Source organism: bacterium (assembly GCA_023150945.1).
GTDB lineage: Bacteria > Zhuqueibacterota > Zhuqueibacteria > Zhuqueibacterales > Zhuqueibacteraceae > Coneutiohabitans.
The window spans coordinates 1-14,100 of record JAKLJX010000036.1 but is presented as its reverse complement, the minus strand read 5'-3'; the positions used below and the strand labels follow the sequence as shown (position 1 = coordinate 14,100).

The window sequence follows — 14,100 nt, the reverse complement described above, 5'->3', positions numbered from 1 at the left end:
AGTCTCGCAGTCTCGATTTCATCTGGGCGGGAGCTTGGCAATTGCATCTTCTTGGGAGCATCTCTGTTTCGGAGCACGGCCGTTGAGGGATTCGACCAACTCATTCAACTGCGCCAGCACCAGCTCCCAACTGTATTTTTCCGCGACCAAGGCGCGGCCGTTGCGCGCGAGTTGGCGGCGCAGTGCCGCGTTTCCCACCAGTCTGGTAATCGCTGCGGCAAAGGCTTCCGGTGAATCCGCAAGCAAAGCGTCGTGGCCGGGCCGCAACGCAATACCCTCGACTCCCAGCGCAGTTGCCACCACCGGCGTGCCTACTGCCATGGATTCCAGCACTTTGTTTTTGGCGCCGGCGCCGGTGCGCATTGGGCAGATGGAAAGCACGGCTTGTTGCAGATGCGGCCGGACATCCGGCACGTAACCGGTCACGGTCACGCCAGGATGCTGGCGCAATGCCAGGATTTCTGCGCTCGGCTCGACGCCCACGATGTTGAGGCGCAGATGCGGCAGCCGCTGCCGCAGCAACGGAAAGATTTCGCGGTGAAAGTAGAGCACGGCATCCTGGTTGGGAAACGTGCTCATTTTGCCCATGAACACGATGGTGTTGGGATCATGCGGGCCGTCATAGAAATGAAAATAGCCGAGATCGACCACTGGCCCGATGACGCGCACCTTTTCCGCGGCGGCAAACCGGCTCAGGTAATCGCGGTCCACCGGCGAGATCAAAAGATTGCAATCGAACCAGTCCACCACGCGCGCTTCGTACGCGCGAATGCGGCGGGTCTCCACGCGCTGCGCGAGATTGTAGGCGGTGAGTGGCCGGCTGTCGTGAACGGCGGCGCTGCGTTCGTAATTCAGACTGAGCGCATCGGTGAGGTCCATGATCTTGGGCAGGCCGTCAAGATCATGAATGTAATCTGCCATGCGCACGAGATGTACGAAGATGAGATCGAACCGTTCGCGCTGCAGACTGGCGCGAATCAACCGGCGCATGGCAGCGGAGCGGTAGTAATGCACTTGCAGCGGGGTACGGGAAAACAGGCCGAGCAGGCAATTGAGATAGGAACGCCGCGCCTCCAGGACCACGGTTTCGAAGCGTTCGACGTATTTGGCGATTGGGCGCAAGGCTTCCGCCTCGGCCGGGGAGGCGGCAAAAGTGAGCAAGGTGACTTGATGTTGCTGCGACAGCGCCTTGATGAAATGCAAAGCGCGCAGGCGGTCGCCGCCAAGCGGTGGGTAGGGTGCGCGCGAGGTGAGGAAAAGAATCTTCATGGTGCAGATGAGGTCGCGTTCATGATTGCCGATCTAGTCTCCGAATGATTCTTTTCCTTGATCACGAAAATGCGAGAGCACAATCGACTCCCGCCACAATCGGAAAATGGCCACCAACCGCCCCACCTCCCGCTCTCCCGCCGGCCCCAATTGCTGGCTTGTATCGCAGGCTGGAATTTCGCCAACCACTCATTCTTTCAGTCGGCTTGAGCCGACTTTTGCTATCAGGCTGCGATTTGAATCGCAGATTTGAATCCCCAGCACTGCAGCCCATTTCACGCCGCAGTAACGAGCGCCACTATACATCCCTAACAAGTCGGCTTGAGCCGACTTCTGCCATCAGACTGCGATTTGAATCGCGGATTTGAATCCCCAGCACTACAGCCCATTTCACGTCGCAGTAACGAGCGCCACTATACATCCCTAACAAGTCGGCTTGAGCCGACTTTTGCTATCAAGCTGCGATTTGAATCGCAGATTTGAATCCCCTGCACTGCAGCCCATTTCACGCCGCAACGACAAGCGCCACTATACATCCCTAACAAGTCGGCTTGAGCCGACTTCTGCTATCAGGCTGCGATTTGAATCGCTGCTGCCCGTCACAGCAACCCTGCCAAATGGCGGCCATCAGCGGCAAGCGCGGCCGCGCGCCGCGCAACCCGACATACAGCAGTCTCCAACCGCTGTAAACGAAAAAATGCAAGAACAGCAACCAGGCGCGGAACAGCCGGCCGCGGCCGCGCTGCATGACCCAATAGCGATTGCGGGTCTGATAGTACAGATAACGCGACGTCAAATTCCTGCCTGCGCCCGCGCCCACTTTGTGCCGGAGCATCGCCGCGGGCACATAGCGCATCCGAATTCCGGCGCGGCGCGCGCGCTGGCAAAAATCAGCATCCTCATAATACAAAAAAAGTGTTTCATCGAGCAACCCAATTTTTGTGAAGACCTGCGGCCGTACGAGCATCGCGCAGCCGGTGACGAAATCCACCTCCCTCTCCTGCTGAAAACGCGGACGGTCGCGGCGGCCCAAACCAAAGTGGCGCGTGCGGCCCAGCCATGGCTGTAGACTGCCGCCGGCGTACCACAAGCGGTCGTCAGGCTCGGCATAAAAGATCTTGCAGCCGAAGATGCCGGCCGCGGGATGGCGTTGTGCGGCAGCGATGAAATTCGCCAAAAAATCAACCGGCATGGTGGTGTCGTTGTTGAGCAACAAGATCAAACCTGCGCCCTGCGCCAGCGCCAGCCGAATGCCGTGATTGTTGCCGCCGGCATAGCCGAGGTTGTCCGCCAGCCTCAAGAATTTCACGCGTTCATCAAAACGCGCTTGCCAGCGCCGGGGCAAATCATCGCGCGTGCCGTTGTCCACCACCAGCAACGTCAATCGAGCATTCTCCACACGGTTGTGCAGCAGCGATTCCACGCAGGCGGCCGTGTCCGCTTCATTGTTCCAATGAAGAATGATGACCCACAGGTTCGTCTGGGCGACTGCCTCCGGCGTGGGCTTCATTCTCCGGACTCCACTGACGCGGAAGCCGGCGCCTCCGGCAGGCGCTCGAGCACAGCCATGGCCAAACCCGCCAGGATCGCGGCGGTGGGATTGGCGCTGTCACCCAGGTTGGGCAAATGCAGAATGAGAAAGAGCAAAAGCCCGAGGCCGATCGCGCGCATTTGCGGCGCAGCCAGTTGGTGCAGCGTGCTTGCGCGCGTCCTCACGTAAATCGCCAGCCACAACAGCAAAACGCCGATTCCCAAAATCCCGAAGCGATAAAGCTGAGCAAGATAGGGCAAATGAAATTGCGGATACCAGCCGCGGCTGCTGGCGAGATAGGATTTGGGATAACTGAACGAATCCAGCGGTTGCTCGACGATTTCCTGCCACTTGGTGCCGAGTCCCATGCCGATCAGATACGAATACGGCCGGCGTTCCATGTTGGCAAACAGGTTGTGAATTTCCGCCTGGCGGAGGTTGCCGCCGTGACGCCTGCCGATGGCACTGGTCATGTCCAACGATTGCACCGCCTGCTGCACGCCGGTTGTCCAACGCGGCATCGTCAGGCTGAGCAGCACGGCAGAGGCGGCCGTCACTGCCAGCGTGTGCAGAGAAAACTTCAGTGACCGCCGCGCCGGCCACCAGCGCAGCAACGGACCGGCGACGAGAACCAGTGCCAGCCCGGCCGCCAGTAGAAGATAGTTGAACCGGCGGGCGCTAATGAGGATGAAGAACACTGCAACGGCCCAAGCCAGCCACTCGAGTCTGCCCGGCTTGCCGCCATCTGAGCTGGTCTGATGTGCCATGAGCTGCCAGGCCGGCACGGCAAAGAGAAACGGATAGAGCATGGTCATTTGATCATACAGCACAATCGGCAAGCCGAACGGCCGCATGGTGTCGATCACTCCCGTGAGAATCAAGCCGAAGCGCAGCACGCCAAAACCGATCAACAGCAGCGTGAGGCCGCGCAGCCAACGCAGCGATTGCAGGGCTTGCGCCGGGGTCATGATGCAGTTCATGGCCACAAGATAGGCCAAGGCCAGATAAACCGCGGGCAGAAAGGCGATGACAGCGCGCCGCGCCTCGGTGGTGCCATAGCCCAGCGGCGTGCCCTGCACGTGCAGCAAGCCGAAACAGAATGCCAGGACCAACAGCGCAAACAAGCTCCACACGCCGGCAGGCTGGCCGAGCGTGAAGCGCAATTGCCCGGCGCGCAATTGGCGGAACAGCACAGTCACAAGTGCGAAGACGAGCACAGCATCCCACAGGCTGAAGAAACCGGCACGGTGATACATCGAGAAAGTCTGCAGGGATTGTTTGACGGTGGGCGCCGGCGTGGAATAGGGCAGGAAGAAAAACGTCGTCAGCAACAGCAACAGCGGCCAACCCCGGCGGAGATGTTGTCGTGAGTTTTGATCTGGCATGAGTGCAGTCGTGCTATCGCTCAAATCGAAGCCGGCAGATTCGCTGCGGGGTTGTGCGGCACCAGGGTGCAAGAATCAAAAACGCCGACGAGCTGCGCGGTCAATTCCCGGCGGTGATATTTCGTGTACGCGCCGGCACCGCCGTGCAGGCGGCCCAGTGATTTCTGTTTCAGCCAATCGGCCAGGACCGCGGCAATGGCAGGTGTGTCCTCTTCAGCCAGCACAACACCGAGGTTTTCGGTTTCAATCAACTGGCGTGCCGCGCCGGCCGGGCCAAGTGCCAGGATCGGCCGTTGCGCGCCGATATAGTCAAATAGCTTGCTGGTGAGCACATTGGCGGCATGCGGCTGCCGGCCGATGAGCAGCAACAAGGCATCGGCATTGATGAGGTGGCGCAGCGTCTCGCGGTAAGGCAAATACTCCTTCCTCTCGATTTGCGCTGCCAAGCCGCTGGCTTGAATTACCCGGCAGTCGGACTCCGGCACAATGCCGAGCAACTCGAGGCGCAGCAGTTCCGGCTGCGGCAGGCGCTGCCACGCCGCGAGAAATGGGCGAATGCTCCGCCACGGGAAGAGCGTGCCGCTGTGCACCACGGTGAAGCAATGCGAGTGAGCAGGCGGAGGCAAGGCCGCGAAATCCGCGGGATCAAAGCCGTTGGTAATGACGGTGATTTTCTCCGGCCGTGCCGCCACTCGCTTCTGCAACAAATGCCGGTGCATTTCTTCCGAGACGGCCACCAGGTGCGTGGCCCCTCCCAGCACTTTTCTTTCGAGCCAATCATCGAGCTTGGCGCGCCAACGCCAGCGCCAGGGATTGTAGCTGTCGGGATACTGATCCCACAAATCGCGCAAGTCCGCCACCCACGGCACGCCGGTGCGCCGGGACAATTGCCAGGCAATTACGTGCGTGGAATTGGGCGGGCCGGTGGAATAGATCAGCGCATAGTCATCTTGCTGCAGCAAGCGCCTGCCGGCCGCCACTGCTGCCGGCACCCAGCCGGCATATTCATCAGGAATGAAAGCGCAGGTGAAAGCCAAATTCTTCAACCAAGCCAGCAGGCGCAGCCACGGTTTGCCGCCCTCGCGCGCCATGCCCGGCCGGTGGCCGGTGGTTTTGCGCAGAAAACGCGCGGGCAGCATGGCAGAGGTGGCGGTAATGGGCAAATCACGCGGAATCTCTGGCAGCAGCGACTCGTCCTGCACGAGATGATGCGCCTGCCGCACAGTGAGCAGATGCGGCTGCCAGCCAAACTCGGGTAGATAGCGCACGAATTTGAGCGTGCGTTGTGTGCCGCCGCCGCCCAAGGGCGGAAAGTAGTATGCGATGACGAGCACGCGCTTCATCTGGACTGACTTTTCACATTGCGACAGGATCAACAGAATTTGCAGGATCGGAGTTTCCAGGATCAAGGCCCGATTTGTGTCGACAACGATCCATCACCGAGAACCCCAAACGGGTTTCAATAAACCTCGGGCGGCACAGAAATTTTCCAACAGAGAGAAACAACGCAACCGATAGAATGGCCTCCGCTGGGTTGTTTTGGCCCGTTGGAATGAAATCAGAATTCCATTCGAAGTTTGACACGCCAATTGCCTTCCATCTGTCAATCCCTCCAATCCTGGCGATCACGTAAATCCTGTCAAAGAATGCTGCACATGCACATTCGTCACGGCTTTGCTCATCTCGCCTCGCCGAGGCGCAGACGGCGCCGGAGCGCCCAGCTCCGCTCGGCCAGCCAGTGTTGCATTCGCTTGGCAGGAAAACGCGAATACGCGCGCCAGCGCCGGCCGGTCTCGAGCAATTCGCTGCTCTGCGCCAACTCGCCCAGCGCCAGCAGAAGCTGAACATGCAATTCATGATATTCGGCATTGGCGATTTGCCGGCGGCGCAAATCGTAGAGACTGCCAAATCCCCGATCGAATTGTGGAAGCAGCGCAAGCAGCCCGGCGCAGGCGCGCGTGTATATCACCGCCAACTCCTCGTCTTCATGGCAGCGCAGGAACTCTGCCAGACCGAGCAGCGCGAACTGGGCGCCATTCAACACATGCAATGGTGGCGCAGCCGGGAATTCCTCCAGAAACAGCCGGGCCTCGGGCAATGCACAGGCAACGCCGCCCTCGGTCAGCGCGAATTTGCAGGGCAGCAGGCTGGCGTGTGCCGCTTGCAGATACTGTTTACTTCCACTCGCTTGAAAAGCGCGGATTAGCACCGAGGCGCCCAGGCCTTGCGCCATGGCGCTGATCCACGCGCCCGGAACGTACTCGATCAACGGCGGCAAGTGCGGCATGGGAAAGCGATGCAGCCACACCCCGCCGGTGGCGCGGGTGTTGACTTGATTCTCCACCAGCCAATCGGCGGCCAGGCGAAACCAATGCTCTGAAGCCCGGGCTTTCTGCTGGTGCCAGCGGGCAAAATGGCCGAGGCCGAAAAATGCCAGCGTCACCGGCGTGTAATGCAATCCGATCTTGCCGGAAGATTTGATACCGTGGCGCGCAAACAAGTGATCATAGTCCACCAGCGGCAATCCGGCGGCATCGCTGGGCCCGAATTCCCGGCGCAGGATCGCGGCAAAGATGCGATCCAACGTCACGGGATAAGGTCCGAGCTGCGTGGCGGCCGGCGCGGGCTTGCTTGCCTCTGCAGTTTGTCGAGGCGTGTGGCCGGCATTGGCTGCCGACAGCCTCGCGTCGCGGGATGGGCTTGAGGAGGGCATCACTTGGCCGTCAATTTATTCAAGACCCATTCCAGCTTGTCGCGGCCGAAGCGCCAATCATCGGGTTGCAGGATGAACATTTTGCTCAGCGCGACACCGGCGAAGCGATTGAACCAGCCCACCATCAAAATCGCCATCAGACTGTAACTCAGGCTCATGGCCAAGGCCGCGCCGGCCGCGCCCCAGCGGGGAATCAGCCAGAAATTCAAGGCAAGGTTGGTGGACAGACCGATGAAGCTCACCGTGGTATTCCATTGCGCCTGGCCGCGGCCGAGCGCATAGCTCGCAATCACTTTGTTGATGCTCATCGCGACGATGCCGAGATAGCTCAGATGCAGCGGCAGCACTGCCGGCAGAAATCGCTCGCCGAAGACGGCTTTGATCACGAGATGATCGACTTGCCACAGCAGCGACACCGTCAAACTGGTGAGCAGAAACACCAGACGTACTGCGCGCGGAGCGAGCTCGCGCATCTCCTCAGGCTGCCGTGCTCCTGATGACGGCAGCAGCACCACGCCCACGCTGCCGGCGATGAACCACAAGCTTTCGGCAAAGAGTCCGATGATGGAATAGAACCCGGCTTGTGTGGCCTCCCAAAAGTAGCCCACCAATACCAGGTCCAGGCGATAAAGCAGAAACGTGAACAATTCGGCGAGATAGATCTTCCAGCCGAAGCCGAGTTGATGTTCGAACGCGCTGGCATCCAAGGACAGCGTTTCGCTGCGTGCGGGAAACAACAGCACGATCAACAGCACCGCCGCGGCGGCAAAGCTGATGACAAAGGCCCACAAGCCGGCCGTGACCTCGCGCCAGCCCAGCCAAAAGAGCGCGAGAAAAGTCACCAGGAACAGCAGCGCACGCAGGATATTGGCCTGGCTGTAAAGGGTGAAGCGGTGCAGGCCCTGCGCGAGTCCCAGCATGCAATTGAAGAGAATGTAGAATGGCACCGCGCAGGCAATGAGGCGAACGTGGCCGGCCGGCGAATCGCCCAGGAACATGGCCGCAAAAGCCGGTGCCCACTGCCAGATCAAGGCGACCAGGAGGCCGCCGGCCAGCGTGCCCAAGAGCAACGAGTGCAGGAAAAGCGTTTTGGCGGGAATTTTGCCCTGGCTCGCAAACACGGCGTTGGACGTGCCGAGGCCGAAAGTCAGCAGCATCGCCACGATGCTGGCGGAGGAATTGAGCAGGGCGTATTCACCGCGCGCGTGCGGCCCGAGCAGGCGGGCGAGCAGCAGACTGCCCAAGGCCATCAAGGCATAGGAGGCGGCGCGGCCACCAAAGGCAATCAGACTGTTGCGGGCAAGGTCCACGAGAGAGGCATCGTGAGTTTTTGGCAATCAATTGAGTGGCGCGAATGTAGCGAATGAGGGGCAGCGATGCAATCACAAAAACCGGGGGAATGGCGCAGAGCAAGGGGAATTTGAAGACGCCGAGCCCGCTTCTCTCCCTTCACTTCCCAGGAGAAGGGGGCTGGCGGGAAGAGTCCCAGCAGCGCAAACCCTCCTGGCTCGGCAACTGAGGTTTTTGGGCGACGTCAGCCTTTGACCGGGGACTTGCTTGCAAGGCAGGAAGGGCATTGAAGTGTCAAAACTCAGGGCTGTAAAGCGCCGCTGGCACTGCCGCTCTACACGCGCATGGCAGAGCACTCCCGCGTCCGCAACACACTCGAGTTGGAACTACTGCTAGTCATTCGAAAAGAAACGCGGTGGTTCACACTTTCACATCATCACTTTTTCGAAAGCTCTTCCAGGCGCGTACCTTTTCCCGCTCGTAAACTGCTTCGCGCCGCGGAGATGCGCTTCAAGAATCTCGGATCATTCTCCAGTTTAAATTCAAACCAGTCATCTTCTGACTTGAATCCCACCAATATGCCCGCGGGTTTCCCATGGCGCGTTATTACAACATGTTCTTTCTCTGCCACACGCAGATACTCGGACAAATGATCCTTGACTTCGGAAAGAGCCACTTTTTTCATTTCTTTTCTCCGTATGTTTCAAGCCACGATGCGGCAGAGGGCTTGTCAACGATAGCCAAAACCTCAACTGAATTCCCACTGACATCATAAAATACCCGGAACTCTCCGATGCGCAACCGATACTGCGGCCGGTTAGTTCCCTGTAAACGCTTGATACGGCTCCTGCTGGTTCTCGTAGGCTCATGCCGCAGATGGACTTCAAGAGCAGCCCGCAGAATTGCCCGATCATGAGCCGACAAGTTTCCAAGATCAGCCACCGCTTCAGGAGCGAGTATGATGTCGTATCTCATTTTGGCCAGAATATAGCCAGATCTCAACGAAACGGCAAGCAAAGATTTTGCGGTGACATCGCGCCGGCGCGGCTGCCGGCCACGCGATAGAGATGAATGCGCCAGGGCGAATCCTGATGTTCGAACACCCGCTGCAGCTCCAGGCCAAGCGCTTGCGCATTGCCGATTTCGAGATCAGAGAGAATGAACTCTCCGCCCATCTCCCGCAAGGCCGCGAGGTCGAATTGCAGATCGTTGACCTTCCTCCCTTCTGCCTCCGCCACCAAAGCGTAACAGCGATTGCCCCAGCCGTCAAAATAGGCTTCGAGCGCGGGCGCCTTATCCAACTCACCGGCAATGAGGCGGCGGAAGCGATGTTTGTACTCGAGCGGGTAGTTGTAGGCGTAGCCGTCCAGCGTGTAGAATCCGTTGAATTGTGCCACCGCAGGATGAAAGCCCACACAGATGACCCGATAAGCGGACTGCGGCCTGCCGATGAACTGCGCAATCTCCTGAAACAATTCCTCCGAATAGAATTCGCGATAGTTGGGCGTGTACGCGGCGAATTTGGGATGCCGGCTGTAGAACCGATCCTGCGTCAAACTCTCCGGCCAGATGGCATTCGCCTGCGCCAGGAGCAGCACATATGCCAGCATGCGGCCCAGCGCCGGCGCGGGTTTGATCGCGGGGGAGATCTGCGCCAGACAGACCGCCAGGAGAAGATACCACAGCATCGGCTGCAAGACATAAAAGCGGTCGAACTGAAAGCTGCGCAACAGCGCGAGTTCTTCCCTGAGCGGAAGCAATCCCTGCCATTGGTACAAGCCGGCAAACACGGCGAGGGCTGCAATCGCCGCAGCGAGCTGCAGCAGCAACTTTGGCAAGGTTCGCCTCAGCGCACTGGCCAGCAACGCCAGCGGCAGTATCGCCAGCAGAATGAGCCGGGAAACCGTAGCCGCATGCAAATGCCCCGCCAGCAGGTTGGCACCAATATTTTGCTTCACCTGCTCCCAGCTCTGGCTCCACAGTGTGAGGTTGAATTCCACCCGATGCGAAACGAATTGCGGATCAAAAAGAAACTGCTGCAGCATCTGCCATTCGACGCCGGCATAGACGATGGCGAGCAGCACGAGGCCGCGGGCAAACCGCAGGTTGGGGCGCCGCTGGCGCATGAGATCGCGCAGGAAGAGAGCAGTCAGCAGCACCAGCACAAACACGCCGGCCAGGATCAACGACGAATAGAACGGAAACAGCGCAAGGCACAGGTAATCGCAGAGGCGGTCCGGCCCGCGGCGCAAGCGCAGAAATGCGGCCAGCACCAGCGGTTGGCCGGCAATGCTCAAACCATGAGTGGGAAAAAACGGCAAGATCGCGAAGCATAAGGCGACGCCGGCCGCGAGCCAGGGATCGACCCCCTGGCGCGCCAGCAGCGGCCGCCGCAACAAGCGATACATGCCGCCGAAGGCAATCACGCGAATGAACAGCTCGTTGAGCAGATAAGCGGTGAACGGCTCGAACAGCAGGAACAGCCAAACGAGCACATTCCAGCCGCTGGGGAGGCAGGCGCGCGGCAGGCCTCCCATGAAACTTTCGACGCGGGCGGCGGGATCGAAGCTGAGGGCCGTGCCGCTGCGGCTGAGCACGAGGCGATGCACCAAATCACTGTCGAGATTGTCGGGAATGCGGAGGTAGGCTTCCTGCTGCAGCACGAAGAGCGGCAGGAGATAAAGCAGGAGTGGCACGGAGAAAACTGCCAGCGGCAGAAGGTTTGAATACCGGCGCCAAGAGGACAGTGACGGCAGGCGAGAGTTCATGCTGGGGATAATGGTGGCTTCGGGCGTCTTTTCTCCTTTTATTACCGGCAAGTTGGCGCGGCTGGCGAAGGCAACGCGGGCGCCTCGGTGGCCCCGCTCGCCGGCCTGTCTAATGTCTATCCAAATCAGAGTTTCCACAACACTCGAAGATTTGGAAACCTCGGCTCAGCCGCGGTTGGAACAGGTGCGGACGGACACGATCTATTCCACTTTGGCAACCAACACCGTCATGTCATCATGTTGCTTGGCATAGCCGATGAATTTTTTCACTTCCTCCATGATACGCTGGCATAGGGCACGGGCATCGAGGCTGAGATTGGCGGTGACGGTTTCGGCGAGGCGGTCTTCACCATATTCCTCGCCGCTGAGATTGCGGGCATCGGTGACGCCGTCGGTGTAGAACACCAGCACCTCCTGCGCTTGCAGCGGTACAACCAGTTCCTGCAGGAAGCGCTCGAAATGCTGGCGCGGTGATAAGCCCAATCCCACGCCCGGCGGCGCCAGGAAACTGGCGGATCCGTTCTTGCAGTAGAGTGTGGCATTGTGGCCGGCGCGGCTCATGCGCACGCAGCGCGCGCGCAGATCGAACAGCGCATAGGTCAGCGTGATGAAGGAATTGCGTTCGATGCTGCCGAACAGCAGATCATTGACCGTCGCGAGCAACTGCACGGGAGATTGCTGCAGGTGATCGAGCGCGTGCACAATGCCCTGCAGCTTGCTCATGTAAAGCGCGGCGGAAGTGCCTTTGCCGGAGACATCGCCCACCAAAATGCCGAGTTTGCCCTCACCGAATTCCAAGTAGTCATAGTAATCCCCGCCGATTTCCGTGGCACTCAAGCACGCGCCCGCCACCGACAGGCCTGGCACCACGGGATTGCGGCGCGGCAGCGAGTGCATTTGAATCACGCTCGCGACCGCTAGTTCCTTCTGCAGCCGCGCCTGCGATTCCCGCAGCGCCTGCAGGTTTTGGAAATTGCGCAGCCGCAACTGGTAAATCATGGTCGTCAGGCCGGTGCAGACCAGCGTGATGGTCAGGTAGAAGGACAGAGGTATGGCGGTCAGCACCTCGGTGAAACGGATTTCCGGACCGCTCATGAACAGGTTCATCACGAAATTGGAAACGATCATGAGCAGGCCGATCGCGGCGACGGCAATGGCACGCAACGGCACCACCGCGGTGAGAATGAGCAAGGAGATGATGAAGGGCGGATAAGCCGCATTGCCCTGCAGGATGTTGGCAAAGGTGGCGATCGCTTCCGCCACGAAGATGCAGATGATCACCACGACATTGGGCACGGTGCGGCCAAAGCTGGTGCGCGAGAGCGCCAGCCCGGAAACGCCGACGATGACGATCGCCAGGTTCTCGAGATTGTTGACGAGCAGTTGTACCCAACTGTAGGGCCGCTCGAAATACCAAAAGGCCACCTCGATGCAGAAAGCGGCGCTCGGCAACAGGATGGCGACGACAGTGGCGAACTGCAAACCGAGCACACCGAGGCGCCGGATTTCCGCATCGAACTCTTTGCCGTAATCGGCCGCACGCGGGGCGAGCAATTGCCAAAGGTGCCAGAATGGAGTATGACGAAGCGTGGTATTCGACATCGCGCCTGATATCGCAGTTAAGTGGAGGCCGTCAACAGCCCCGGAAGGATTCACACCACAGCGTCACACAACGAATTCATTCATACAACAAATACTTCTGCCGCAGCCGGCGAAAGCTCTCTGTCTCTTCCTCCAGGCGCTGCCAAATCTCGGTGAGTGGCGCATTGGCCTCGATCATCTCCTGCAGCCAGCGCACGCCTGCCAGCCGCGCCATGCCGTCAGCGCGCATGCGGAACTCCGCCGGATGAAGCTGATGCAGGCTGTGCAGCAGTGCCACGCCAAATTTGACCGCGGCGAACTTTTCCGGGTCCGTGACCCGCAGCGCCAGCCCCGCGCAGGTTTGGCCCTCATATTTCGGGTTCATGGCTTTGCCGGGAAGGTCTACGGGCACGAACGTTGCCGGTTCCAGGGCAATGCCTGCGACGGCGTTTTGCAGTCGCAGCGCGAGTGCCTCGGCATCGAGCCAGGGCGCGCCGATCAACGAAAACGGCGCCGCGGTGCCGCGGCCCTCGGAGACGTTGGTGGCTTCCAGCAGGCATACACCGGGATACAACAAAGCAGTCGCGGCGGTCGGCATGTTCGGCGAGGGCGGAATCCAGGCCAGTCCGGTGGCAGAATACACTTGCTGCCGCCGCCAATTCGCCACTGGAATCACCTGCAGTTTGGACCACGCCGGCGACTGGGACCCGCCGCTGTCTTGTACAGCCGCAATCCAATCTTCTCCCCAAAACAGGCGCGCCAACTCGCCCACCGTCATGCCGTGTTGCAGCGCGATCGGATGAATGCCGACAAAAGAACGATGCTCGGCCGCGAGAACCGGGCCTTCTACCCGGTCGCCCAGCGGATTGGGCCGGTCGAGCACATAGAACTCCAGGTCTGCTTGCGCCGCCGCGGCCAGCGCCAGTGCCATGGTGCTGATGTAGGTATAGAACCGTGCGCCAACATCTTGAATATCGAAAACCAGGGCATCGAGATCAGCGAGCATTTCCGGCGTGGGCCGGTTGTGCGCGCCATAGAGGCTGTAGACGGGAACGCCGGTGGCGGAATCTGTGTAGCTGCCGACCTGCGCTCCCGCTTCGGCATCGCCGCGAATGCCATGCTCTGGACCGAAAAGCGCCACCAGCTTCACACCCGCGGCTTGATGAAAAAGATCCGCAATGTGGCGGCCGGAACGATCGACGCCGGTTTGATTGGTAATCAGGCCGACGCGCTTGCCCTGGAAGACACGAAAACTGTCGGCCACGACCTGATCCAAACCGGTGCGCACGGGTTGGGGCGATTGCGAGAAGAGCGACAGTGCCGGCAAGAGCATTAGGCTCAAAATCACGGGAACGCGCTGTGGGCCGAAGGTTTGCAAGGATAGTCTGCGGCTTGCGAGGTGGCTGACGATCGTGAGTTTTTTGGCAGGGCAATATAGCAAAACGATTGCTGTGGTGCAAGTCGTGTTATTCCAGAGTGGTATTGTGCCCGTTGCCTCAAAATTAAATGTTACCCAAATTTGTGAGAACTGGGGTGATTTTGATTTATTGTTCTTTTGCTGTT

At 59.6% G+C, this 14,100-nt stretch carries 10 protein-coding genes; all 10 read right to left on the bottom strand.

Going from position 1 to position 14,100, the window contains the following annotated elements; genetic code table 11:
* Nucleotides 1–18: 18 nt before the first annotated feature.
* Nucleotides 19–1,269: a glycosyltransferase family 4 protein gene (locus tag L6R21_26545; protein MCK6562767.1), complete on the bottom strand. Its 1,251-nt coding sequence runs from the start codon at nt 1,267–1,269 to the stop codon at nt 19–21.
* A gap of 538 nt (nt 1,270–1,807) precedes the next feature.
* On the bottom strand, nt 1,808–2,779 hold the full coding sequence (locus L6R21_26540; protein MCK6562766.1) for a glycosyltransferase family 2 protein: 972 nt from the start codon (nt 2,777–2,779) through the stop codon (nt 1,808–1,810).
* Complete coding sequence (locus L6R21_26535) at nt 2,776–4,185, bottom strand: hypothetical protein (GenBank protein ID MCK6562765.1); 1,410 nt, start codon at nt 4,183–4,185, stop codon at nt 2,776–2,778. The genes L6R21_26540 and L6R21_26535 overlap by 4 nt, the downstream gene beginning before the upstream one ends.
* 20 nt (nt 4,186–4,205) lie before the next feature.
* Complete coding sequence (locus L6R21_26530) at nt 4,206–5,528, bottom strand: glycosyltransferase (GenBank protein MCK6562764.1); 1,323 nt, start codon at nt 5,526–5,528, stop codon at nt 4,206–4,208.
* A gap of 335 nt (nt 5,529–5,863) precedes the next feature.
* A complete protein-coding gene (locus L6R21_26525) occupies nt 5,864–6,898 on the bottom strand; it encodes a D-glucuronyl C5-epimerase family protein (GenBank protein MCK6562763.1) in 1,035 nt (344 codons plus the stop codon).
* Nucleotides 6,898–8,208 (bottom strand): oligosaccharide flippase family protein, encoded by a 1,311-nt coding sequence (locus tag L6R21_26520; GenBank protein MCK6562762.1) that lies wholly within the window; start codon nt 8,206–8,208, stop codon nt 6,898–6,900. The genes L6R21_26525 and L6R21_26520 overlap by 1 nt, the downstream gene beginning before the upstream one ends.
* A gap of 416 nt (nt 8,209–8,624) precedes the next feature.
* Nucleotides 8,625–8,873, bottom strand: a complete 249-nt coding sequence (locus L6R21_26515) for a type II toxin-antitoxin system Phd/YefM family antitoxin (GenBank protein ID MCK6562761.1) — start codon at nt 8,871–8,873, stop codon at nt 8,625–8,627.
* A 313-nt stretch (nt 8,874–9,186) separates the two neighbouring features.
* On the bottom strand, nt 9,187–10,884 hold the full coding sequence (locus L6R21_26510; protein ID MCK6562760.1) for a DUF6044 family protein: 1,698 nt from the start codon (nt 10,882–10,884) through the stop codon (nt 9,187–9,189).
* Between the two features lie 273 nt (nt 10,885–11,157).
* A complete protein-coding gene (locus L6R21_26505) occupies nt 11,158–12,558 on the bottom strand; it encodes a PP2C family protein-serine/threonine phosphatase (GenBank protein ID MCK6562759.1) in 1,401 nt (466 codons plus the stop codon).
* Between the two features lie 76 nt (nt 12,559–12,634).
* A complete protein-coding gene (locus L6R21_26500) occupies nt 12,635–13,870 on the bottom strand; it encodes a DUF1343 domain-containing protein (GenBank protein ID MCK6562758.1) in 1,236 nt (411 codons plus the stop codon).
* Nucleotides 13,871–14,100: the final 230 nt, after the last annotated feature.